Annotated in this window: 23 protein-coding genes; 12 read left to right on the top strand and 11 right to left on the bottom strand. The window is 60.2% G+C overall.

Annotated features, from left to right (window positions below; all coding sequences use genetic code 11):
* Nucleotides 1-115: 115 nt before the first annotated feature.
* The 5 genes from pgl to tkt form a co-directional block, all read right to left on the bottom strand.
* Nucleotides 116-847 (bottom strand): 6-phosphogluconolactonase, encoded by a 732-nt coding sequence (pgl, locus tag L8U60_RS01040; protein ID WP_269964525.1) that lies wholly within the window; start codon nt 845-847, stop codon nt 116-118.
* A 40-nt stretch (nt 848-887) separates the two neighbouring features.
* Nucleotides 888-1823: a glucose-6-phosphate dehydrogenase assembly protein OpcA gene (locus L8U60_RS01035; RefSeq protein ID WP_269964524.1), complete on the bottom strand. Its 936-nt coding sequence runs from the start codon at nt 1821-1823 to the stop codon at nt 888-890.
* Between the two features lie 33 nt (nt 1824-1856).
* On the bottom strand, nt 1857-3428 hold the full coding sequence (gene zwf, locus L8U60_RS01030; RefSeq protein WP_269964523.1) for a glucose-6-phosphate dehydrogenase: 1572 nt from the start codon (nt 3426-3428) through the stop codon (nt 1857-1859).
* Nucleotides 3429-3546: 118 nt separating this feature from the next.
* Nucleotides 3547-4647, bottom strand: a complete 1101-nt coding sequence (gene tal, locus L8U60_RS01025) for a transaldolase (RefSeq protein ID WP_269964522.1) — start codon at nt 4645-4647, stop codon at nt 3547-3549.
* A 37-nt stretch (nt 4648-4684) separates the two neighbouring features.
* Nucleotides 4685-6760, bottom strand: a complete 2076-nt coding sequence (gene tkt / locus L8U60_RS01020; protein WP_269964635.1) for a transketolase — start codon at nt 6758-6760, stop codon at nt 4685-4687.
* 266 nt (nt 6761-7026) lie between these two features.
* Here tkt and L8U60_RS01015 point away from each other — a divergent pair, with 266 nt between their 5' ends.
* A complete protein-coding gene (locus tag L8U60_RS01015; RefSeq protein WP_420840129.1) occupies nt 7027-7980 on the top strand; it encodes a heme o synthase in 954 nt (317 codons plus the stop codon).
* Here the strand turns inward: L8U60_RS01015 and L8U60_RS01010 are convergent.
* The 5 genes from L8U60_RS01010 to mptB form a co-directional block, all read right to left on the bottom strand.
* On the bottom strand, nt 7977-8939 hold the full coding sequence (locus L8U60_RS01010) for a quinone oxidoreductase family protein (RefSeq protein WP_269964521.1): 963 nt from the start codon (nt 8937-8939) through the stop codon (nt 7977-7979). The two genes, L8U60_RS01015 and L8U60_RS01010, sit on opposite strands and share 4 nt — an antisense overlap.
* An 81-nt stretch (nt 8940-9020) precedes the next feature.
* The gene (locus tag L8U60_RS01005; protein ID WP_269964634.1) at nt 9021-9953 is read right to left on the bottom strand and encodes a COX15/CtaA family protein; all 933 of its coding nucleotides are present in this window, start codon (nt 9951-9953) and stop codon (nt 9021-9023) included.
* A 144-nt stretch (nt 9954-10097) separates the two neighbouring features.
* Nucleotides 10098-10859, bottom strand: a complete 762-nt coding sequence (locus L8U60_RS01000; protein WP_269964520.1) for an ABC transporter permease — start codon at nt 10857-10859, stop codon at nt 10098-10100.
* 9 nt (nt 10860-10868) lie between these two features.
* A complete protein-coding gene (locus tag L8U60_RS00995; protein ID WP_269964519.1) occupies nt 10869-11834 on the bottom strand; it encodes an ABC transporter ATP-binding protein in 966 nt (321 codons plus the stop codon).
* Between the two features lie 6 nt (nt 11835-11840).
* Nucleotides 11841-13487 carry a polyprenol phosphomannose-dependent alpha 1,6 mannosyltransferase MptB gene (gene mptB, locus L8U60_RS00990; protein ID WP_269964518.1) on the bottom strand — a complete coding sequence of 549 codons (1647 nt, stop codon included), beginning with the start codon at nt 13485-13487 and terminating at the stop codon, nt 11841-11843.
* Between the two features lie 114 nt (nt 13488-13601).
* Between mptB and L8U60_RS00985 the strand changes: the two genes are divergently transcribed.
* The 11 genes from L8U60_RS00985 to L8U60_RS00935 all read left to right on the top strand — a co-directional run bounded on the left by L8U60_RS00985 (nt 13602) and on the right by L8U60_RS00935 (nt 23085).
* Nucleotides 13602-14306, top strand: coding sequence for a helix-turn-helix transcriptional regulator (locus tag L8U60_RS00985; RefSeq protein ID WP_269964517.1), 705 nt, complete (start codon nt 13602-13604; stop codon nt 14304-14306).
* A gap of 31 nt (nt 14307-14337) precedes the next feature.
* On the top strand, nt 14338-15744 hold the full coding sequence (sufB, locus tag L8U60_RS00980; RefSeq protein WP_269964633.1) for a Fe-S cluster assembly protein SufB: 1407 nt from the start codon (nt 14338-14340) through the stop codon (nt 15742-15744).
* A 3-nt stretch (nt 15745-15747) separates the two neighbouring features.
* The gene (sufD, locus tag L8U60_RS00975) at nt 15748-16926 is read left to right on the top strand and encodes a Fe-S cluster assembly protein SufD (protein WP_269964516.1); all 1179 of its coding nucleotides are present in this window, start codon (nt 15748-15750) and stop codon (nt 16924-16926) included.
* Nucleotides 16927-16992: 66 nt separating this feature from the next.
* Nucleotides 16993-17748, top strand: coding sequence for a Fe-S cluster assembly ATPase SufC (sufC, locus tag L8U60_RS00970; protein ID WP_269964515.1), 756 nt, complete (start codon nt 16993-16995; stop codon nt 17746-17748).
* A gap of 77 nt (nt 17749-17825) precedes the next feature.
* Nucleotides 17826-19088, top strand: a complete 1263-nt coding sequence (locus L8U60_RS00965) for a cysteine desulfurase (protein ID WP_269964514.1) — start codon at nt 17826-17828, stop codon at nt 19086-19088.
* A gap of 68 nt (nt 19089-19156) precedes the next feature.
* Nucleotides 19157-19612: a Fe-S cluster assembly sulfur transfer protein SufU gene (sufU, locus tag L8U60_RS00960; protein WP_269964513.1), complete on the top strand. Its 456-nt coding sequence runs from the start codon at nt 19157-19159 to the stop codon at nt 19610-19612.
* 9 nt (nt 19613-19621) lie between these two features.
* Nucleotides 19622-20026 (top strand): metal-sulfur cluster assembly factor, encoded by a 405-nt coding sequence (locus L8U60_RS00955; protein WP_269964512.1) that lies wholly within the window; start codon nt 19622-19624, stop codon nt 20024-20026.
* A gap of 75 nt (nt 20027-20101) precedes the next feature.
* Nucleotides 20102-20416 carry a hypothetical protein gene (locus tag L8U60_RS00950; RefSeq protein WP_269964511.1) on the top strand — a complete coding sequence of 105 codons (315 nt, stop codon included), beginning with the start codon at nt 20102-20104 and terminating at the stop codon, nt 20414-20416.
* A 2-nt stretch (nt 20417-20418) separates the two neighbouring features.
* Entirely contained in the window at nt 20419-20733 is a 315-nt protein-coding gene (locus L8U60_RS00945; protein WP_269964510.1) for a type II toxin-antitoxin system PemK/MazF family toxin, read from the top strand.
* 35 nt (nt 20734-20768) lie between these two features.
* Nucleotides 20769-22397: an ABC-F family ATP-binding cassette domain-containing protein gene (locus L8U60_RS00940; protein ID WP_269964509.1), complete on the top strand. Its 1629-nt coding sequence runs from the start codon at nt 20769-20771 to the stop codon at nt 22395-22397.
* A 16-nt stretch (nt 22398-22413) separates the two neighbouring features.
* Nucleotides 22414-23085 carry a hypothetical protein gene (locus L8U60_RS00935; protein WP_102723292.1) on the top strand — a complete coding sequence of 224 codons (672 nt, stop codon included), beginning with the start codon at nt 22414-22416 and terminating at the stop codon, nt 23083-23085.
* Nucleotides 23086-23101: 16 nt separating this feature from the next.
* Here L8U60_RS00935 and L8U60_RS00930 read toward each other — a convergent pair whose 3' ends face one another.
* Nucleotides 23102-23836 (bottom strand): glutamine amidotransferase-related protein, encoded by a 735-nt coding sequence (locus L8U60_RS00930; protein WP_269964508.1) that lies wholly within the window; start codon nt 23834-23836, stop codon nt 23102-23104.
* Between the last annotated feature and the right edge of the window lie 9 nt (nt 23837-23845).

The following is a 23845-nucleotide window of genomic DNA, read 5'->3' as shown; positions in this document are numbered from 1 at the left end:
CCAGTAGAAACAGGCCGGTTCCACAAAAACCCAAAAAAGATTTGGACATTTACCGCGGAATCAATCAGCCTGCGCCCGATGCCCGTTGGGGTGAGTTGTTTGTGAGCGCTTGGCTCTACATCTCCGGTTCCGCGGCGGCGTCCTCGGTGACGAACAGGACGGTATCAGCGAGCTCAGGGATGAGGGTGACGGGCCAGTCGGGGGACACGACACCGTCGATAAGCTGATGCGCAGCTGGAGCCTTCTCTGAACCCGATACGAGCAGCCAAACTTCCTCGGCGCGGGCGACCGCTGGCAGGGCGAGAGTGATGCGCTCTGCCGGCGGTTTCGGGGAATTCTTGACGGCGACAACGAGCTTCTCACGCTCGGCCAGCTGCTGTGAGTTGGGGAAGAGGGAGTTGATGTGGCCGTCCGGGCCCATGCCCATCAGGTGAAGATCGAAGCCTTTCGGCGCGTACTGTTCGATAGCACGCGCGTAATTCTCCGCAGCGTCCTCCAACGTGGTGCTGCCTGCGCGGTAGCCGTGAATGTTGGCTTCCGGGATGTGAACGTGGTTCAGCAGGGCGTAGCGTGCCTGGCCTTCGTTGGACTCGGGGTCGTAGACCGGCACGTTGCGCTCATCGCCGAAGAAGACGTGGATGCGTGACCAATCAAGAGTCTTTGCCCGCACCAGGCGGGAGAGAAGCTTGATGCCGGCGCCACCGCCAGTAAAGACCACGCGCGCGATGCCATCCCCGTGGACACCGCCGTCAGCGGAGTTCACGATCGCCGAAATAGTGTCGACGAATCGACTGGAAGCCTCATCAATAAGGACATCCAGGTTGGGGACTTTTTCGACGCTAACCATGTGCTCATCGCTCCTTGTGGTGCTGTGTTGTCTACCGACTTTAGACAACTTTCACGTTCGGTAGTGCTTTCAACGCTTGCGAGTAGGCAAAGTCTGGATCGAGGTGGCGTAATTCCTCGGCCAAACAGTCCGCATCGCCTCGTGGGCCGAGCGCAACGAACTGGGTTGCGATGCCGGGGACGTTCACTCGGACTGTCTTATCGTCCTTCACGCTCACGATCACCGCACCGGACTCACGGTGGAGAGTGAGTCGGCGGACAGGGAAGTAGCGGGAAGGCTCCGAATGGGTCTGTTCGCTCGTGGTGCGCTGTACTTCCACGTCAAGGCAGGCAGCAAGCCAGCCGGCTGCAATATCGACGCTCGGATCATCATCCGGCCCGTCAATCTCCACCGCCGTGATGGGGTCATGTGGATAGGCATCCACAGCAGACGCGACGACTCCTCGCCAGTTCGTGATGCGGGCCCACAACATATCCGAATCACCGGGGGAGTAGCCATGGGCCAATCGCAGGAGGGCATTGCCATCGACGTTTTCCCGTGCGTTGGTGATGCGACGGTGCGCCAGGCGCCCCAGCGGGTGCTCGCAGGGCCTCGCCGGGGCGGTGGATGGCCACCACGTGACAATCGGGGTGTCCGGCAGCAGCAAGGGCGTGACCACTGAGTCAAGGTTGTTGGCCAAGTCCCCGTGCAGATCCATGACGACGATCTCCGAAGCGCCAGCATCGGACGACAGGATCGCCTGGGCGTCCATAGAGGCCGGACCGTCAGGGTTGCCGGTGATGAGCATGAGAACGCGCGCTGGGTGCTCGTGTGAAGCGCTGCGGACGTTGTCGAGGATGGACTCCACATCATCGGAGATATCCGCAACAACGATGAGCGTGAGTACTCGTCCCGTTGCTAGGGAGTGGTTCTCCTGATTATCCAGGAGCAGTTTGGTGATCTCTCGGGTGGAGGTGTCAGACAGTGTGACAATCATGGTTGGTGACCTTTACTTGGCAGTATTTGTCAATTACGGGCGGCGCCAAGACCTGCCGGAGACGTGCATCATTTCATCAGCGGAAGCCGGACCCCATGTACCCGCCGGGTACTCATCCGGGCGTCCGTTTTCAGCCCAGTAATCCAAGATCGGATCGAGGATCTCCCAGCTGCGTTCCACTTCTTCGGAGGTGGGAAAGAGACCGGTTTCGTCGAGAAGCGCGTCAAGGATGAGGCGCTCGTAGGCTTCCGGTGACTCTTCGGTGAAAGCTTCGGTGTAGGAGAAGTCCATGTTCACGTCGCGGACCTCCATGGTGGAGCCCGGCACCTTGGAGCCGAAGCGCATGAGGATGCCTTCATCCGGCTGAATGCGGATCACCAACGTGTTGGCGCCCAGCTGGCTCGTCAGACCCGGCGCAAATGGCTGGTGCGGTGCCTTCTTGAACACCATGGCGATCTCCGTGACACGACGACCCAGGCGCTTGCCGGTGCGCAGGTAGAACGGCACACCAGCCCAGCGTCGGGAGTTGATACCAAGGGTGCAGGCAGCGTAGGTCTCCGTGGTGGATTCCGGGTCGAAGCCGTCTTCCTCACGCAGGCCGACGACTGGCTCAGAGCCCTGCCAGCCAGCGGTGTACTGGCCACGCGCCGTGGTTTCTTCAAATGGGCCCACTGGCTTGGTAGCACGCAGAATCTTCAACTTTTCGTAACGCAGCTGACGCGGGGAGAAGGACACTGGCTCGTCCATAGCCACGAGAGCAAGCAACTGCAGCAAGTGGTTCTGGATGACGTCGCGGGCAGCGCCAATACCGTCGTAGTAGCCGGCGCGGCCGCCAAGACCAATATCCTCAGCCATGGTGATCTGCACGTGATCGACGTAGCGGGAGCTCCAAATCGGCTCGAAAAGCTGGTTGGCAAAGCGGAAGGCCAGGATGTTTTGTACGGTCTCCTTGCCCAAGTAGTGGTCGATGCGGAAGACCGCACGTTCCGGGAAGACCGCATTGATGGTGGCGTTGAGTTCCTTGGCGGACTGCAAGTCATGGCCGAAAGGCTTCTCGATGATCACGCGGCGCCACTGTTCCACCGTCGGGTGTGCCATGCCGGTGCGATCCAACTGATCGATGACATTCGCGAAGTATTCTGGCGGCACCGAGAGGTAAAACGCCCAGTTGCCGGCAGTGCCGCGGGTAGCGTCCATCTCCTTGAGCAAGGCAGCCATGTTGTCAAAAGCTGCATCGTCATCGAAGGCGCCTTCCACGAAGTGCATGCCCTCAGCAAGACGGCGCCACACATGCTCGTCGAAGTCAGTGCGCGCACCAACCTCGACTTGCTCGCGGACGAAGGACTCAAACTCTTCCTTCGACCACGGGCGACGGCCGAATCCGACGAGGGTAAAACCAGCGGGCAGCAGGCCACGATAGGCAAGGTCATATACAGCCGGAAGAAGCTTTCGCTTGGCTAGGTCGCCCGTCACGCCGAAGATCACCATGCCAGAGGCACCAGCGATGCGTGGGAGACGCCGGTCGGCGGGGGAACGGAGGGGATTGACCCAGTCGGGGGTCGGTTCCTGCACGTCGAACACCTTTCGTCGATAAGCGGAAGCCATCTTAATTCTTTAAGCTCCCCGCCTAAGCAATGTGATGGGCGAGGAGCTTAAGAGAAGTGGTGACCCAGATTACTTCAATAAGTAAACCTCATTTTATAGGCCACGACAAAGGTTTTGGTTAATTCAAATTCGCGGACATGGAATCCAGCAGATCTTGCCAGGCATCCACGAATTTATCCACGCCTTCACGCTCAAGGACGCGGACGACATCAGCGACGTCGATGCCCACCTTGGCCAGCCCCGCGAAGATCTCTTCAGCATTCTGCGCAGTACCCGTCAAGGTATCGCCCGTGACATTGTCACCCGCGAGCGCAGCATCAATCGTCGGTTCCGGCATGGTGTTCACCGTGTCCGGGCCAGCAAGCTGCGTTACGTACATGTCGGCGGGGTAATCCGGGTTCTTCACACCGGTGGACGCCCACAGCGGACGCTGCTTGTTGGTGCCTTGAGGCAGGGCAGCCATGCCAGCGGCGTCGAATTCATCGAGGAAGAGCTGGTAGGCCAAACGCGCATTGGCAATGCCGGACTTCCCCTTCAGTTCCTGGGCTTCAGCAGCGTGCTCACCGGAGATGGCGTCGAGGCGGTTATCCACCTCAGTGTCCATGCGGGAGACGAAGAAGGACGCCACAGAGTGGATCTGCGAAACATCCTTGCCGTTCTCCGCAGCCTGGGTGATACCGGCCTTGAACGCGTCGATGACCTGCTTGTAGCGCTCGACGGAGAAGATCAAGGTCACGTTGACCGAGATACCTTCCGCCAAGGCCGCGGTGATCGCCGGCAGGGAAGCATCCGTCGCCGGGATCTTGATCATGGCGTTCGGGCGATCCACCTGTGCCCACAGCTCCGTGGCCTGCGCAATAGTGGCGGCCTCATCGTCCGCGTGGCGGGGATCCACCTCAATAGAAACGCGGCCATCCTTGCCGCCGGTGGACTCGTAGACATCCAGGAAAAGGTCACACGCATCCTGCACGTCCTTGACGCTCATGGCGTACACAGCCTCATCGACGCTCGCGTTGCGCTCCTTGAGCTCAGCAAGCTGCGCGTCATAGGCATTGCCCTTGGACATGGCGGAGGCAAAGATCGCCGGGTTGGTGGTCACACCAACGATGGACTTCGTTGCCTTCAGCTCATCGATGTTGCCGGAGGTGATGCGCTCACGCGACAGATCATCCAGCCACGTGGAAGTGCCAAGGTCGTACAGGCGGTCAATGGCGGTCATGGAGGTTACTCCTTAAACGAGGTGGTTGTTCGATCTTTTAGTCGCGGACGGAAGCGAGTGATTCGCGCGCAGCATTAACGACGGCGTCGGTAGTAATACCGAAGCGGGTGAACAGCTCCTCGCCCGGTGCGGAAGCACCGAAGTGCTCAAGGGAGACGTTGCGGCCCTTGTCACCGGTGAAGCGGAACCACGGCATAGCAATGGCAGCCTCGACGGACACGCGTGCGGTGACCTCCGGCGGCAGGATCTCGTCGATGTAGGAGGAATCCTGCTCCAGGAACCACTCCATGCACGGCATGGACACAACGCGGGTGGCGGTGCCTTCAGCCTCGAGGGTCTTCGCTGCCTCAACGGCCAGCTGCACCTCAGAACCGGTAGCCATGAGGATGACGTCCGGCGTCGGCTTGGATGCCTCAACGAGGACGTATGCGCCCTTGGACAGACCGTCGAAAGCCTTTTCCTTCGTGCCCTCCAACACCGGGAGGTTCTGGCGGGACAGTGCCAGGATCTTCGGCTGCTCGCGGCCCTCAATGGCGGCCTTCCATGCAGCGGAGGTCTCGTTTGCATCGGCCGGACGGATCACAGCCAGATCCGGGATGGCGCGCAGCGCGGTCAGGGTTTCCACTGGCTGGTGCGTCGGACCGTCCTCGCCCAGACCGATGGAGTCGTGGGTGAACACGTAGTAGCCGTCAATGCCGGACAGAGCGGCGACACGGATGGATGGGTAGAGGTACTCCGAGAAGATGAGGAAGGTGCCGCCGTAGACGCGGGTGCCACCGTGCAGGGCAATACCGTTCATGATCGCGCCCATGCCGTGCTCACGGATACCGAAGTGCAGGTTACGGCCGTACGGGTGCGCCGTGAACATGTCGGTGGAGATCTCCTCTGGGCCGAAGGACGGCTCGCCCTTGATCAGGGTGTTGTTGGAGCCAGCCAGGTCAGCGGAACCACCCCACAGCTCCGGCAGGGTCTTCGCCAGTGCCTGGATAGCGGCCTCAGAAGCTTTACGGGTAGCCAGGCCCTTAGCATCCGGCTCCCAGGTGGGCATCTCATCAGCCCAACCGTCCGGCAGGCCACGCACGGTCACGCGGTCCAGCAGTTCCTTGTTGGCGGGGTTGGCGGCAGCCCATTCGTCGAAAAGCTTCTGCCACTCTGCGTGCGCCTGTGCGCCGCGCTGGACAAGGCCGCGGGTGTGGCTGATGACCTTTTCCTCGACCGGGAACATGACCTCCGGGTCGAAACCGAGGATCTTCTTGGTCGCAGCGACCTCCTCAGCGCCAAGGGCTGCGCCGTGAGCAGCGCCCGTGTTCATGAGGGTCGGTGCCGGGTAGCCGATGACGGTCTTCACACGCACCAGAGTCGGGCGGGTGGTCTCAGCCTTCGCCTTCTCGACGGCATCGAGGATTGCAGCGACATCCTCACCGGACTCGACGGTCAGTGTCTGCCAGCCGTAGGCCTCGTAGCGGGCCACGACATCCTCAGTGAACGCGATTTGGGTGTCATCCTCGATGGAAATGCGGTTGTCATCCCAGAACGCAATCAGGTTGCCCAGCTTCTGCGTACCAGCCAGGGAGCAGGCCTCAGAGGTCACGCCCTCCTGCAGGTCGCCATCGCCAGCGATGACGTAGATGAAGTGATCAAAGGGGGACTCGCCCGGTGCCGCCTCTGGGTCGAACAGGCCACGCTCGCGGCGCGCAGCCATCGCCATACCTACGGCGGAAGCAAGACCCTGGCCCAGGGGACCAGTGGTGATCTCCACACCCGCGGTGTGGTTGTACTCCGGGTGGCCCGGGGTCTTGGAGCCCCAGGTGCGCAGCGCCTGCAGGTCCTCAATCTCCAGCCCAAAGCCGCCAAAGTACAGCTGAATGTACTGGGTCAAGGAAGAGTGGCCAGCAGACAGCACGAAGCGGTCACGGCCCACCCAATTCGGATCGCACGGATCATGGCGCATCACGCGCTGGTACAGGGTGTAAGCCAGGGGAGCGAGAGACATAGCCGTACCCGGGTGGCCAGAACCGCAGTTCTCCACAGAATCAGCGGCGAGGACACGAGCGGTGTTGATCGCGCGGGTGTCCTCCTCCGTCCAATCCTCCGGGTAGCGGGCCACCGTCATTGCCTTCAGCTCATCGGGCAGGTTGTTCTCAGTGGAAGTCACGTGAAGTCCTCGCTTAAACAGTCGTGCGAATATAACTTCCCCCCACCCTAGTGCCAAAGCTTTGACGGTTCAGCACCAGCGTGCGCAGTTGCTTATCGACGGGGGATTAGCGCCTAACGGAACCGCGGCGGTAGCATGCCTTGGAGTCGTCGAAAAGCGAATGCTCTTTTCTGACATCGGGAACTATTTGCGCCTGCCTGGCGACTACTCATAAGACGCAGGCAATGAGTGCACCGGTGCAGGAAGAACGAGGAGATTTTGTGGAGATCATCAAGGCGTACTTCGGACTAACGAAGCCGAGGGTCATTGAACTCCTGCTCATCGCCGCAATTCCCGCGATGTTGCAGGCAGACCGCGGCGAAGTCCACGTATGGCTGATTCTGGCCACTCTCTTTGGTGGCTGGATGGGTGCTGGTGCCGCCAACACCTTCAACATGGTCGCTGATTACGACATTGACCAGAAGATGGGTCGCACCCGTGCACGCCCCCTCGTGCGCCACACGGTGACGAAGGAACGCGCCCGCATCTTCGCGTGGGTGCTGCTGATCGCCTCCGTGCTGTGGCTTGGCTTTGTGTGCCGCTCCTGGCTCGCCGCGTTCTTCATCATTCTGACGAACGCCTTCTACATCTTCGTCTACACCAAGTGGTTGAAGCGCCGTACCTGGCAGAACGTCATTTGGGGCGGTGCCGCTGGCTGCATGCCTGTCATGGTTGGCTGGGCTGTTATCCGTGACAACGTGCATGACGGTAGCCCGGATCGCTGGTGGCAGGCCATCGTGCTGTTTCTCATCATCTTCTTCTGGACACCGCCGCACACCTGGGCGCTGGCCATGAAGTACAAGGAGGACTACGCACGTGCCAAGGTGCCGATGCTCCCGGTGGTTGCTACCGCTGAGGAGACCAGTAAGCAGATCCTCATTTATTCCTGGGTAACCGTTCTGGTGTCCCTGCTGCTCGTGCCGGCTGCTTCCTGGATTTACGCGGTGATCGCTCTACTCAGCGGCGGTGCTTTCCTCGTGATGGCGCAGCGCCTGCACACTGACATCAAGAACGGCGTGGACGTCAAGCCGCTGAAGCTGTTCATCCTGTCGAACAACTACTTGGCTGCGCTCTTCCTTGGCCTGTCCTTCGACGCGGTGCTGGGCTTGAGCACCCTGGGTGAGCTCTTCCCGGGCTAGTTCACTTTCAGTACAACCGAACCAGTTGTCTTGCGCGCCTGGAGGTCCTCATGGGCCTGGCGCGCATTTTCTAATGCGTAAGGCTCGTGGACGCGGATGTTGAGCGTTCCGTCTTCTACTGCCCGTACCACGGCTTGGGCACGCATGCGGAACTCATCTTCGCTCGCGGTGTATGCACCGATCGACGGACGGGTGAGGAAGATGGAACCGTGTTTGTTGAGTAGCTGTGGATCAAACGGCTCGACCGGCCCGGATGCCGCACCGAACAGGCACACCAGACCGCGGGGCCTCACGGCTTCGAGGGATTCCGTGAAGGTGTCTTTGCCCACGCCGTCATAGACCACGTCAACGCCTCTCCCGCCGCAGCGGCGCCTGACGGTTTCTGCCAGGCCTTCGGAGTAGCGGAAGACCTCCGTAGCGCCGGCAGCGTAAGCGAGCTCTTCCTTCTCATCTGTGGACACGACGGAGAACACCGTTGCGCCCTCCGCCACCGCCATCTGGGTGAGCAGCAGACCCACACCACCAGCACCGGCGGTGAGCAGGATCGTGTCACCGGCTTTCGTCTCGCGCACGCCGTGCAGCAGGTAGTGCGCGGTGATGCCCTGCAGCAACATCGATGCGGCTACCTCGTGGGGGATGGACTGGGGGACAGCCACCAAACGTGTGCGGTCCACGCAGACCTTCTCCGCATAAGAGCCTGGTGCTGATTCCCAGGCAACAAGGGTGCCTGGTGCGATCTCACCAGCCGGGTCTTCGATGACCCGGCCACAGCCTTCAGAACCAGGGATGAATGGCAACTGTGAGTGGTAGATCCCTTCGCGGTAATAGGTGTCGATGTAGTTGACACCTGCATACTCCACTGCGACGAGCAGTTGGCCCTCCGTTGGCTTGGGGTCCGCAACCTCAGCGGGGATAAGAACCTCTGGGCCACCGTTCTGCGTGATCTGAATTGCCTTCATGGCTTCCCAGGCTACGCAAACGACCCGCCCCAGTGGGGCAGGTCGTTTGGATTAGTGGAGGAATTCCTCTTAAGTGTGCGTTTAAGAGGTGGTGGTGTTGTACTGCTTCGGGCTCAGAATAGGCAGGCGGCGCTGGCCGTGGGCCCAGAGGAATGCAGTGAAAGACACCACGACACCAGACATGATGATGTGCGCCGGCACGGTCCAGCGCGGCACGCCCAGGTAGAACTGGGCAACACCAATGGCCCACTGGACCACGATCATGGCCAGCAGAACCCACACTGTCTTCATGGCATCTTCCGGTGCCTTCTTCTTGCGCAAGATGAACGCGGTGGCCAGGGTGAAAGCCAGGTAGACGTACATGCATGCCGCGTGGACGTAGGCGAGCATCTTCGTGTCCAGCTCCAGGCGGCCTTCCATGCCCACGCCTGCATCGCCGGAGTGCGGGCCGGAACCGGTCACCATCGTGCCGGTGACCAGAACGAGACACAGTGCGATGGCAGCGATGATGGCCAGGGTGCTCGCCGTGGAATCAAAGCGACGCTGTGGCTCCACATCATCCGGCTCAGCCAGGCGCATGTACAGCACTGCCGCGACAGCCACGAGAATCATGGACGGCAGGAAGTGCAAAGCAACCGCCCACCACTGCAGGTCCAGCTTCACCGAGATACCACCGATCACGGCCTGGACGATGACGCCAATACCGGATACAACGGCGAGGTTCACCAGGCTCTTACGGCGGCCAGCCTTCTTCACCGCGTAGAACACCAGGATCGTGGCTGCGACGACCACGAACGTGAGTGTGCGGTTACCAAACTCAATGAATTGCTGAACCCACGGAGCGGCACCGCGTACAGGGAAGAGTGAACCCTCGTGGCACAGCGGCCACTCATTGCAGCCTAGGCCCGATCCAGTGACGCGGACGAGAGAGCCGGTGAACGTGATTCCCGCTTGCACCACCAGCAGGATGAAAGCGAAGATGCGCTGTGTCTTCACCGTAGGGACCTGCTTGATCCGTTCGGAGAAGGGGAGTGAGGCGGGTGTATCGACTTGCGCTGCGGAGCTCACGAGGTTTCCGTGCCTTTCCTTAAAATAGAGCGGGTATTTAATCCGATAGGTTTATTTTCGCAGAGGTACGTGGGGGAACCCAATTGGGCGTTAACCGTCAAAGCGGAACCAGCGAATGGTGCCCACAATGCCCATGACTGTCCAGAAGAGGAGAGACATCCACGCGGTCATGTTCACAATGCCATGCAATGCACCCGTCATGGCGCTGGCCAATGCGACGGATGGAGCCAAGTCCCACAGGCCAGGCGAACCGAGGTAACCGGAGTACACAACCCACCCCAAGATGCCCAGCAAGACGAACCAAATGAGGTTGGACACCGCCAGGACAACTTCAGACGACTGGGTGCCGCCGAGCAGAAGGCCCAACGACGTGAATGCAGTGACACCGAAGAAGAGCGCCACCATGCCTAAGGCAGCCCCGGCCAGGGAGACCGTCCAGCCCAAGATGAAGGCGATGGAGCCCAACACGACAATCTGAACTAACACGGTGGTCAACACCGCGATGATCTTGCCAGCGATGATGGTCCATGTGGGCACACCGGAGGCGCCGGAGCGTTTCAAAGCACCGTAACGGCGGTCAAAAGCCAGAGAAATCGCCTGACCAGTGAAGCCCGCGCTAGCCGCGGCGACTGCGAAGACCATGGGGACGAGTTCATCCAAGCTCGTGTCCCCGCCGAAGATGTCCATTTTGGCGGCACCGATAAGGATCGCAGCGGGGATAATCAGGCTGAGCAGCAGCTGCTCGCCGTGGCGGAGCATGAGCTTTGCCTCAATACGCCCTTGGGCAGCAGCCATCTGCGCCACGCTTGCGCGTTGCGGGGCGGGAGCAAACGTACCGGGTGCAAATTCCATGATGCTTCCTTATGACCTCAACTCTCGTCCGGTGATATCCAAGAACACGTCTTCCAATGTGCGACGACGCACGCCCAGGTGCTTGATCAATACATTCTGGCGCGCCGCCTCAGCAGCAACCGAAGCGATAATCGACGGGTCCGCAGCAGAATCAAGACGGTAGACCAGTTCTTCGGCTGAAGGCTTCAGCTCAGCTGTCGACGATTCCGCCACCGCCACCAAATCCAATGGTCGATCTGTGTGGACTTCGAGGGCGGCGGGGGAGGTGCCGTCGATAAGCTCAGCAGGCGTGCCTTCGATGAGCAACGAGCCGTGGTCGATGATGGCCACGTGATCGGCGAGGGATTCCGCCTCATCCATGAGGTGTGTGGTCAAAATGACGGTGACACCATCGCGCTTCAGCGCACGGATGAGATCCCACACTGCGCGACGTGACTGCGCATCCATACCCGCGGTCGGCTCATCGAGGAAGATCAATTCGGGTCGGCCAATAAGCGCGAGCGCCAAAGACAGACGCTGCTGCTGGCCACCGGAGAGACGCCGGTATGTCGTCTTGGCTACGCCTTCAAGGCCAAGAACTTCCATGAGCCATGCCGGATCGAGCGGGTCCTTGTTGTAGGAAGCCGTGAGATCCAGCATTTCCTTTACACGGATACCGGAATAAGAGCCACCGCCTTGCAACATGATGCCAATGCGGGAGCGGACCTCCTCCGGCTGGCGTTGTGGATCGAAACCCAGCACGTTGATCTGGCCGGAGGTGGGGGTGGTGAAGCCCTCACACATCTCGATGGTGGTGGACTTGCCGGCACCATTTGGGCCCAGAAGCGCAAAGACCTCGCCCCGGCGGGCAGTCAAGCTCAAGCCGTTAACAGCGGTCTTGGGGCCGAAGGTTTTGGTAACGCCATCGATAAGCAGTGCAACCTCACCGGCAGGCAGCGAGCGTGACTGAAAAAGGCGGGAAACAGATGCATTCATCGCATGTCAGTGTAGGGCGCGCGGGCGACGAAGCTTGAACCACGCGATAACGAGCACGCCGATTGTGATCGCAGCGAGCAGCGCCATCGAGTAAATCAACGTCACAGTCGCCGGCGCTAAAGCGAGGCCGCGGGGGAGCACAAGGAAGGAGAAGATCGCTGAATACACCGCGACACCTGCACGAAAGAAGGTGCGGTTCGCCCACGCGGCCAGCGGCATGATGCCCCACAGTGGGTACCATGGGTGAACAACGGGAAAGAGAATGACCAACACGAGCGTGGCCACGCCGAGCCCCCCAACGGGGTCAATCGTGCCCTTGTAAGTGGCGAAGAGCATGCGCGCGCAAAACGCCACCGCGACGAGTAGCGCCACTGACCGGGCGACAGTGAGCGTGGCTTCGGAGTGATCTCCCAATCCAAGAAGCTCGCCGAAGAATGAGGCCGCCAGGCCGACGTCTGTGCTCAAAGAGAGCCAACTGCGAATCGTGGCCGCTCCACCTTGGCCTGTGACCCAGCCGAGGCTGATTCCGGTGGACACAGTCAGCGCTGCGATAGTGCCCACCATCGTGATGGTTTGTAGGAGAGTGGCGGCCACAAAACCGCGCAGGCCACCCCAGTGACGCGCCAGAGCCACCCCCACGAATCCAAGAGCCATAAACCCGGGCACTTTCACCATCCCGGCGCAACTGATGAGGGCGCCGGAGGCAACGATGAGAGCAATACCGTGCAGGGTGCTGGCCTCGAGCTTGGCAATGCCGCGCAAACCCAGCTCCAAACCGACGAGCAAGATGCCCATCATGATGGCTTCATTGTGAATCCCGCCGATCAGATGCAGCACAACCAGCGGGTTGAGTACACCCATCCAGACAGCAACTGGCCCACTCACCTTGCAGCGTCGCGCAAGAGCGACGATGCCCCACGCGGCGGCTGCCACTCCCAACAGCGAGACGAGGCGATGGCACACAACGCCCCAGAAAATTGAGTCGCCGGTGAGTGTGGAAATGCCTGCGGAGATAGCCAAAGCGACAGGGCCGTAGGGGCTCGGGGATTCTGCCCAGATGAAAGGAACCGACCGGGCCAAAGGATTCTCTGGGCCAAGCAATTCAACAGGGCCTGCGGAGTAGGGGTCCAAGCCCTGCGCCACGATTGAGCCTTGCGCTAGATAAGAGTAAATGTCCTGCGTAAACAGGGGAGCAGTAAACACAAGCGGAAGAACCCACACACCAAACGTGCGAAGCAGCAGTGGCACTCCAACGCGTGCGCGTCCACCGTCGGCCCCCACAAATGAGCCCATGACGAGCCAAGCGAGAACCAGGAAGCCGACGCCAAGGAGCACAATGCTTGACGACGTCACCATCATCCGCCCCATCAACGCCCCGAAAGGGAACGCCCCATAGGGGTTATTAACCACCGGTAGCGCACCACCGCCGAGGCCACCGAACCCAATGAGCAATGTGCCGATCATTCCGAAAATACGGAGCAGTTCAAAGCGGTTACGCTCCGTGATACTCGGGCGCAGAGGAGTGGTGGAGGTCGTATCGGGAGTATCACCAGCGTGTAGCTCCGCTGAGCGCGAACCGGGACGGCCGAGACGCGGCAGCTCGCCGACGATGCGGTAGCGCTTCCGCCCAGAAATGTCACGGTCCGTTTTCACAGGATGCAGTCTACAAAACTGGCAAGAATGCAAAACATTGAAGTATTCCGGAATTAAGGGCACACTAGTGTTGTCTAAAGGGGAGAAGAAGAAATAGTGAAGTAAGGAGGGCATATGAGCGGAACCGCACGATCCACTGACGGGGAAACCCGTGGGCGCATCATGTCGGAAATGCTCACCTCCGGTCCCGTCACTGCATCGCAGCTGGCGGACATCATCGGAATCTCACCTGCTGGCGTTCGGCGCCACATAGACAAGCTGCTTGAGGAAGGTCTCGTTGAACACAGCTCTCAGCCACCCCGGTCAGCCGGGCAGGCGGGGCGTGGACGGCCGGCACAGCACTACCAGCTCACTAGTTCAGGCCGCGATAGCTTCGGAAGCGGATACGACGAGCTGGCATTAGAAGCCTTCGCGGCTATCGAGGAAATCGGTGGCCGCGAGGCAGTGAAAAAGCTGGCCCGTAAACGAGCCGAGAAACTGCTCGGAACCCTGCGCAACAGGCCACAAGGCGATATCGCCGAAGTTGCCAATGACGTTGCGGACACAATGGCAGCCCAAGGCTACGCAGCCGAAGCAAACCACGTAGGCTCGGGAATGCAATTGTGTCAGCATCACTGTCCGGTTCATGCCGTTGCGGCGGAGTATCCGGAAATCTGTGAAGCTGAACACGAGCTGATTTCGGAGCTAGTGGGCTCCGCCGTCGCACCTTTGGCCTTGATTGCCAATGGTGATGGCGTGTGTACAGCCCACATCAGCATGATCGAGAGCAGCACCTTTGCTGGAGGAACCACAACGGAAAGGAGCGGAGGACGTGACTAGCAGCACTCCCGCACCCGGCCTTGAAAAGCCGATGAATGATGATGAGATTATTGCGTCGATGGGGCCGTATAACTACGGCTGGCACGACTCTGACACGGCTGGTGAAAATGCACGCCGTGGTCTCGATGAGGATGTAGTTCGCTCCATCTCTGCCGCTAAGAATGAGCCGGAGTGGATGTTGGAGCAGCGCCTCAAGGCACTGGACATCTACAACAAGAAGCCACTGCCGAACTGGGGCCCGGACCTGACGGGCATTGACTTCGACCAGATTAAGTACTTTGTTCGTTCCACCGAGCAGCAGGCCACCAGCTGGGAGGACCTGCCGGAGGACATTAAGAACACCTACGACCGCCTGGGTATCCCAGATGCAGAGAAGCAGCGCCTCGTCGCTGGTGTCGCTGCCCAGTACGAGTCCGAGGTTGTTTACCACAAGATCCGTGAGGACCTTGAGGAGCAGGGCGTGATCTTCGTGGACACCGATACGGGTCTGCGTGAGTACCCGGAGCTGTTCAAGGAGTACTTCGGTTCCGTCGTTCCGGCCGGTGACAACAAGTTCTCCGCGCTGAACGCTGCCGTGTGGTCTGGTGGCTCCTTCATTTACGTGCCGAAGGGCGTGCACGTGGAGATCCCGCTGCAGGCATACTTCCGCATCAACACCGAGAACATGGGTCAGTTCGAGCGCACCCTGATCGTGGTTGATGAGGACGCATACGTGCACTACGTCGAGGGCTGCACGGCCCCGATCTACAAGACGGATTCCCTGCACGCTGCTGTGGTGGAGATCATCGTGAAGAAGAACGCACGTTGCCGCTACACCACGATTCAGAACTGGTCCAACAACGTGTACAACCTGGTTACCCAGCGTGCTCGCGCCGAGGAAGGCGCCACGATGGAGTGGGTCGATGGCAACATCGGTTCCAAGGTGAACATGAAGTACCCGGCTGTGTGGATGACTGGTCCGAACGCTCGTGGTGAGATCCTGTCTGCACAGTTCTGCGGTGAGGGTCAGAGCCAGGACACCGGTGCAAAGGTCGTCCACATGGCGCCGAACACCTCCTCCAACATTGTGTCCAAGTCTGTGTCCCGTAACGGTGGCCGTGCTGCTTACCGTGGTCTGGTGCAGATCAACGCCAACGCGAAGAACTCCCACTCCAACATTGAGTGTGACGCGCTGCTGGTGGACAACATCTCCCGTACGGACACCTACCCGTACAACGACATCCGTAATGACCACGTGACCCTGGGCCACGAGGCAAAGGTGTCCAAGGTGAGCGAGGAGCAGCTGTTCTACCTCATGTCCCGCGGTATTTCTGAGGAAGACGCGATGGCCATGATTGTTCGCGGCTTCATCGAGCCGATCGCGAAGGAGCTCCCGATGGAGTACGCGCTCGAGCTCAACCGTCTTATTGAGCTGCAGATGGAAGGATCGGTTGGTTAAACAATGACTGAAGCACCCGCAAAGAAGAGGGTCGGCAACGCGACCTTCCACGACAACAAGGGCGACCTGTTCGCCTCCTACGACGTCAATGATTTCGAGGTCCCGCAGGGTCGCGATGAGATCTGGCGCTTCGTGTCTTTGCGCCGTCTGCGTGGTCTGCACAACGGCACCTTCGCTCCGCAGGGCGAGGCTCAGGTTGAGGTTGCAGCTCCGGCTGAGGTGACCGTGGAGCAGGTAGACCGTGATGATGCACGTCTGAAGACCACACCGGCACCGGTTGACCGTATCGCTGCGCAGGCATGGACTTCCATGTCGCACGCGACCGTCGTGACGGTTCCGGCGAACGCGGACCTCGCTGAGCCGATCGTCATCACCACCACCGGTGCTGGCCTGGACGTGACCACGTTTGCTGGCATCCACATTGAGGTGGGCGAGGGCGCTCGTGCGACTATCATCGTGCAGTACACCGGTTCCGGTACTCACGCGGACAACGTCAACTACAACATCGGTGACAACGCTCACGTGGGCGTCATTGTCGATGGCCAGTGGGCAAACGATGCTGTTCACGTTGGTGCACAGAGCATCGTCGTTGGCCGTGACGCTGTGCTGCGCCACACCGCTGCCAACTTTGGCGGCGAAGTTGTGCGCAACACCCCGCGCGTGCGCTACGCAGGCTCCGGCGGTGACGCTGAGCTGCTGGGCGTGTACTACGCAGATGACGGCCAGTACATCGAGAACCGTCTTCTCGTCGACCACAACCACCCGTACTGCCGTTCCAACGTGCTGTACAAGGGTGCACTGCAGGGGGATAAGAACTCCAAGCTGCCTGATGCACGCACGTGCTGGGTGGGCGACGTGCTCATCCGCTCCAACGCATCTGGCACCGAGACCTACGAGGCGAACCGCAACATCGTGCTTACTGACGGTGCACGTGCAGACGCCATCCCGAACCTGGAGATCGAAACGGGCGACATCCCGGGTGCAGGCCACGCCGCAACCGTTGGTCGCTTCGACGAGGAGCAGCTGTTCTACCTCAAGGCCCGCGGCATCCCGGATGGGGAGGCCCGCCGCCTGATCGTCCGCGGTTTCTTCAACGAGGTGCTCAACCGCATCCCAGTTGAGTCCGTGCGCGAAGAGCTGATCAACCGCGTCTCCGGCGAACTCGAGCAGGTGAACCTGTAAGGCCGCACCCGCGGCCCCACAGGGGATCAATGACAGACAACACAGGTAAGTAGAAAGAAAGAATCTATGTCCACTCTTGAAATCAAGAACCTCCACGCTTCTGTCCTGCCTCTCGAGGAGGGACAGGAACCGACCCCGATCCTCAAGGGCGTCAACCTGACCATCAAGTCCCGTGAGACCCACGCCATCATGGGCCCGAACGGCTCCGGCAAGTCCACCCTGGCCTACACCCTGGCTGGTCACCCGTCCTACGAGGTCACCGAAGGTGAGGTGCTGCTGGACGGCGAGAACATCCTCGAGATGGAAGTCGATGAGCGTGCACGCGCTGGCCTCTTCCTGGCTATGCAGTACCCGGTCGAGGTTCCGGGTGTGTCCTCCTCCAACTTCATGCGCTCCGCTGTCACCGCCGTCCGCGGCGAGGCACCGAAGCTGCGTGAGTGGGTGCAGGAGCTCAACCAGGTTCGTGATGATCTGAAGATCGACCCGTCGTTTAGCGAGCGCTCCGTCAACGAGGGCTTCTCCGGTGGTGAGAAGAAGCGCCACGAGGTCATGCAGCTCTCCCTGATGAAGCCGAAGTTCGCTGTCATGGATGAGACCGACTCTGGTCTTGACGTTGACGCACTGCGCATTGTCTCCGAGGGCATCAACCGCTACCAGGAGGAGACCAACGGCGGCATCCTCATGATTACGCACTACCAGCGCATCCTGAACTATGTGCGCCCGGATCACGTGCACATCTTCGATGACGGCGTGATCAAGCACACCGGTGGTTTCGAACTCGCTGAGAAGCTCGAGGCCGAGGGTTACGAGGCATTCCTGTAAACCCTCTCTAACGGCCGGCCACATATTAGCCGGCCGTTTTCTTTTCCCACACCCCACCAACGCGAGAACCGAGTTGTATGACTGAGTACGTCCTTCCTGATGGAACTTTGAACACCGACGCAATCCGCGCGGAGTTCCCAATCCTGTCGCGCACCGTGCGCGATAACACCCCTTTGGTGTATTTGGATTCGGGTGCGACGTCACAGCGGCCGGAGCGAGTCTGGCGTGCGGAGGAGGAGTTCGTGCTGAACACCTTCGCACCGGTTCACCGCGGCGCGTATCAGCTGGCTGAAGAGGCCACCGATGCGTATGAGTCCGCGCGCGGCAAGATCGCGGCGTTCGTGGGGGCACAGGATCATGAGATCGCGTTTACAAAGAATGCGACGGAAGCACTGAACCTTGTTGCCTATACGCTTGGCGACGATCGTGCGGGAGACCTCTGCATCACCTCCGGCGACACCATCGTTATCACTGAACTTGAGCACCACGCGAACTTGGTTCCCTGGCAGGAGCTGGCACGCCGTACCGGCGCGACCCTAAAGTGGTACGGCCTGACGGAAGATGGCCGCATTGACCTGGATTCCCTGGAGCTTGACGAGACAGTCAAGGTAGTCGCGTTTACCCACCAGTCGAACGTGACGGGTGCGGTGGCCGATGTCGCTGAGATGGTGCGCCGTGCCAAAGCTGTCGGCGCACTGACCGTGCTGGATGCGTGCCAGTCCGTGCCGCACATGCCGGTGGACCTGCACGTTCTTGACGTGGACTTCGCGGCCTTCTCCGGCCACAAGATGTGTGGGCCCTCCGGTGTGGGCGTGGTGTACGGCAAGGGAACGCTCCTCAACCAGCTCCCGCCTTTCTTGACCGGTGGCTCGATGATTGAGGTTGTCCGCATGGAAGGCTCCACATTCGCGCCCGCGCCGCAGCGTTTCGAGGCCGGCACGCAGATGACCAGCCAGGTCGTCGGCCTTGGGGCTGCCGTTGATTTCCTGCAGGAGATCGGCATGGTGAACATCGCCGCCCATGAGCACAAGCTCACCGCTTATGCGCTGGAACGTCTCCATGAGGTCGAAGGACTGAAGATCACCGGACCACTCACCGCGGAGCAGCGCGGTGGCGCCATTTCGTTTGTGGTCGATGGCATTCACCCACACGATCTGGGCCAGGTCCTGGATTCCAAGGGCGTGTGCATCCGCGTTGGGCACCACTGCGCATGGCCGGCACACCGTGGCCTCAACGCACAATCCACCGCGCGCGCTAGCTTCTACCTGTACAACACCACTGAAGAAATCGACGCGCTCGTTAGCGGCATTCACGCTGCCAAGGAATTCTTTGGCGCCTAGTGCTGTTGAAGCAAAGTAGAACTTAAACTAATTAACCGTTTAAAGGTGAAGGCAGAAGAAAGAAGAGCATGAACCTAGAGGCGATGTACCAAGAGGTCATCCTCGACCACTACAAGAACCCGCAGCACGCGGGGCTGCGTGACCCGTATGAGGCTGAGGTTCACCACGTCAATCCCTCCTGCGGTGACGAGCTGACGCTGCGCGTGCACCTATCGGCGGATGGAAACACGGTGGAGGACGTCTCGTATGAGGCGGAGGGGTGCTCGATCTCGCAGGCGTCGACAAGCGTGCTCACGGAAGAAGTGATCGGCCTGCCCGTCGCTGAGGCGATGAAGAAGCTCGACGCTTTTGAGGAGATGATCACCTCCAAGGGTGAGAAAGAAGGCGACCCTAGCCTCATCGGCGATGGCATCGCGTTTTCCGGCGTATCCAAATTCCCCGCACGCGTGAAATGTGCGCTGCTCGGTTGGAAGGCCTTCCAGGCCGCGACGAGCGACGCGATCACGACACTTGAGAATAAATAGGAGACACACATGGCTACCGACAACACCGACACCACAAGCTCCTCCAGCTTCGAGGGGCCCGGCGAGCGCCCTGAGCAGACCGAACAGCAAATCCAGATTGCTGCCGATGTTGCCGAATACCTGCACGACGTTATCGACCCTGAGCTGGGCATTAACGTCGTGGACCTCGGCCTCGTGTACGACATCTGGATCACGGAGGAGGATGAGAAGAAGACCGCTGTGATCAGCATGACCTTGACCTCGCCGGCGTGCCCGCTTACCGACGTGTTGGAGGAGCAGGTTGAAGCCGCTTCCGTCGGCTCCGGCACCGTCGATGCCGTCGACTTGCACTGGGTGTGGATGCCGCCGTGGGGTCCGCACATGATCACGGAGGACGGCCGCGAGCAGCTGCGCGCGCTCGGCTTCGCCGTCTAGATCCACCTCAATGGCGCCGCACAATCTGCAGCAAGAACTGTTGCAGATTCTGCAGCGTATTTCTATTATGAAAACATGACTGCTTCAACCACTCGCAAATCCGTTGCCTTGACTGCCGGCGACCTCGACGTTGTTCAGCGTATTCGGGATATAGGTAGTCCTGAACGTGACTACCTTGAATCCGCCCTTGGTGAAATGCCGGCAAATCTTTCGGAATCTCAAGCGATCGCGGAACTCGTTGCACTGGGCGCACGTTCTGTAAGGGAGCGGGCACTCGACTCCGCTTATGAGGCATACGCCCAGGAGCTTCTCGCGGAGGACGAAGGGTTTAAGATTGCAGCCAAAAACCGTCGCCGAACCCGCGCTGATCGACGTCAGAATAGGTACTAGCCATGTCGTTTCTGCGGGGGCAGATCTACTGGCTTGATCTTGGATACGGAGAAAAACCGTGGATCGTGGTCTCTAATAACTCGCGCAACCGAGCCCTAGGGAGTGCACTCGTTGCGCGAGTGACCACTTCACACAAGCCACCGCTGCCAAGCATCGTCGAGCTCGATAGCCAGGATCCGGTGGTTGGTTCCGTTATCTGCGACGATATCGAAACAATCTATCTCGATGATGAGCCACGCTTCGGCGGAGCAGTATCACTTGAATCTCTCCGGCGGATCAATGAAGCCTTGCGCGTTGCCTTGGGGTTGACCACTTAATCAGCCTGCAGTCGGCGCCGGTACACTGACCCGTTGTGATTGTCACCAACGACCTCGAAGTCCGCGTCGGCGCCCGGACCCTTCTGAACGCCCCCGGCCAGCACCTGCGTGTGCAGCCGGGGGATCGCATTGGGCTTGTCGGCCGTAATGGTGCGGGCAAGACCACCACGATGCGCATTCTCGCGGGGGAGACCGAGCCCTACGGTGGGTCGGTGACGCGCTCGGGGGAGATTGGCTACCTGCCGCAGGATTCACGCGAGGGCAACATCGAGCAGTCCGCGCGCGACCGCGTGCTGTCGGCCCGCGGGCTTGACCAACTGCGTTCTTCCATGGACCGCCAGCAGGAGATCATGGAGACCGAAGAGGGCTCCAAGCGTGATGCTGCGATTGCCAAATACTCGCGCTTCGAAGAGCGTTTCCAGGCGCTTGGCGGGTATGAGGCTGACGCGGAGGCCGCGCAGATCTGCGACAACCTCGGCCTTCCCGCGCGCATTCTGGACCAGCCACTCAAGACACTCTCCGGTGGTCAGCGCCGTCGCGTGGAGCTCGCACAGATCCTCTTTGCCGCCAACGATGGCGCGGGCAAGTCGAAGACCACCTTGCTTCTCGACGAGCCCACCAACCACCTCGACGCCGACTCCATCACCTGGCTCCGCAGCTTCCTCGCGAAGCATGAGGGTGGACTCATCATGATCTCCCACGACGTCGAACTCCTGGATGCCGTGTGCAACAAGGTCTGGTTCCTCGACGCGGTGCGCGGGGAGGCAGACGTGTACAACATGGGCTTTGCCAAGTACAAGGACGCCCGCGCACTGGACGAGGCCCGTCGCCGCCGCGAGCGCGCCAACGCGGAGAAGAAAGCCTCTGCCCTGCAGAAGCAGGCCGCCAAACTCGGCGCGAAAGCCACCAAAGCTGCTGCCGCTAAACAGATGCTTGCCCGTGCGGACCGCATGATGAATGAACTCGACGAAGTTCGGGTGGCGGACAAGGTAGCCTCCATCAGTTTCCCCGAGCCCGCACCGTGCGGAAAGACCCCGCTCTTCGGCAAAGGTCTGACCAAGATGTACGGCTCGCTGGAAGTCTTTGCGGGCGTGGATCTGGCGATTGACAAGGGGTCCCGCGTGGTTGTGCTGGGCACGAACGGCGCCGGCAAGACGACGCTGCTCAAGTTGCTCGCGGGCGTGGAGCGCACCGATGGTGAGGGTGGCTTGGTCACCGGCCACGGGCTGAAACTCGGCTACTTTGCCCAGGAGCACGACACGATCGACCCGGACAAAACCGTGTGGGAAAACACCATCGAGGCGTGCCCCGACGCCGGCCAGCAGGACCTCCGCGGGCTGCTCGGCGCGTTCATGTTCTCCGGGGACAAGCTCGAGCAACCCGCCGGTACGCTCTCCGGTGGTGAGAAGACACGCCTTGCGCTCGCGACCCTCGTGTCGTCCCGCGCCAACGTGCTGCTTCTCGACGAACCCACCAACAACCTCGACCCCCAATCCCGCGAACAAGTCCTCGACGCCCTGAAGACCTACACCGGTGCCGTCGTGCTAGTCACCCACGACCCCGGCGCGGTCAAAGCCCTGGAACCCGAACGCGTGATCATCATGCCGGAGGGCGATGAGGACATGTGGAGCGACGACTACATGGAAATCGTTGAGCTGGCCTAGTTGATATAGTTATGCAATGGAACAAGTGAACCTCAGCTTTAAGGTTCCGTCTGAAACGGTGGAGAAGATTCGTACAGGCGAGTCCATTCCATACCTTGAATCGCGTAACCAGTCAGGCCAGATTACGAGTGCCTATCCTGCTTCTGACATTGACCCATCTGCAGAGTCTCGCTCAGAAAAATGGTCGCAAATGGCGCAAGCTGTTGCGTCGGGGGCGAAGGAAAACCCGCTAAAGACTGCAACAGGATTATTCGCTGCCGGGGCGACGATCAGTGCATTTGTCTACGGATGGCATAAGTTTGAGAGCTGGCGTCAACGTCGCGCACATGAAAATAGAGGCGTCCGACAGCTCGAGCAAGCGCCGAAAGCATTGCCGCTTGGTTCTTCGGCCGAATCTGAGATTCTGCATCGCGCACTTTTAACTTGGATGAACGCTGCTGAGAACAGCATGGTCACGGTCTCAACGGTGAACGAGCTTGAGGACGCATGGGAAAACTACGCCGACGCGTACCACTCAGAGCATGGCGAGAATCCGTCCCTAGACTCAGACATCGTCGGCTTGATTGATCGGTACTCGGATGTGTATCGGCGCAATCACGAACTGTCGTCCTCACTGGCCCCTAAATCAAACGGCGATATCGCGGTCGCCCTCGAGACGCAGAAGAAACTTCTCAAAAGGTACGAGTAGAAATAGAGAAATTGCCTTAACGGCGGTAGCGGGCGGCGAAGTTCGCCAGGATGGCGTTATTCGCGGAGTAGTCGTAGTCGTAGCCTTTGGCGATCTGCGACTCGAAGGTCTCCGTCGAGGTGTACCCGTGGTGGGCATAGAGGCGGAGGCGGAACTCGAGGGCTTCCGCAGTGAGCTCTGGATGGAACTGCGTGGCGTAGACGTGCTGGCGGACGCGGAACATCTGAGTGGGGCAGGCTTCACCGGTGACAAGCGTGGTGATACGCGGGTCCCCCGGCATCTGCGCAATCGCTTCTTTGTGTCCGACGATGGTGTCGAACTGCGCGGGTGTGTCCCCCAGGACGTCATCGTGCTCGTCGGTGCGGGTGACCGTGACGGGGCCGGCTTCCTCCGCGTACCGGTCAGATAAACGCGCACCGATTGCCGTTCCAATCGCGCCAATGCCGTAGCACGCGCCTAGTAGGGGGAAGTCGCGGTCAATGCACTCCGCCACCAACGTCCCGATCTCACGTTCCACGCGCAGCTGCAACGGGGACTTCATCAGCTCCATGTTGTTGAACGGGCTCCCACCCAGTAGCACCGCTGAGTAGTCGTCCAGGTTCACGTCGCCGAGCTCGGTTTGGTCGAGGCGACGTTGCTCAATGGAGGTGGCGCTGACAAGCATTGCATTCGCGAAGCTTTCGAGCTCTTCCGCGGCGGCCTCATCTTCGGGGCGCGTGCTCAACAGCAAAAACGGGCGGGGAGTGGTCACTCAAGTAAA

It is taken from the genome of Corynebacterium meitnerae (genome assembly GCF_027570075.1).
GTDB classification, from domain to species: domain Bacteria; phylum Actinomycetota; class Actinomycetes; order Mycobacteriales; family Mycobacteriaceae; genus Corynebacterium; species Corynebacterium meitnerae.
This window is presented reverse-complemented; position numbering and strand designations above follow the sequence as displayed.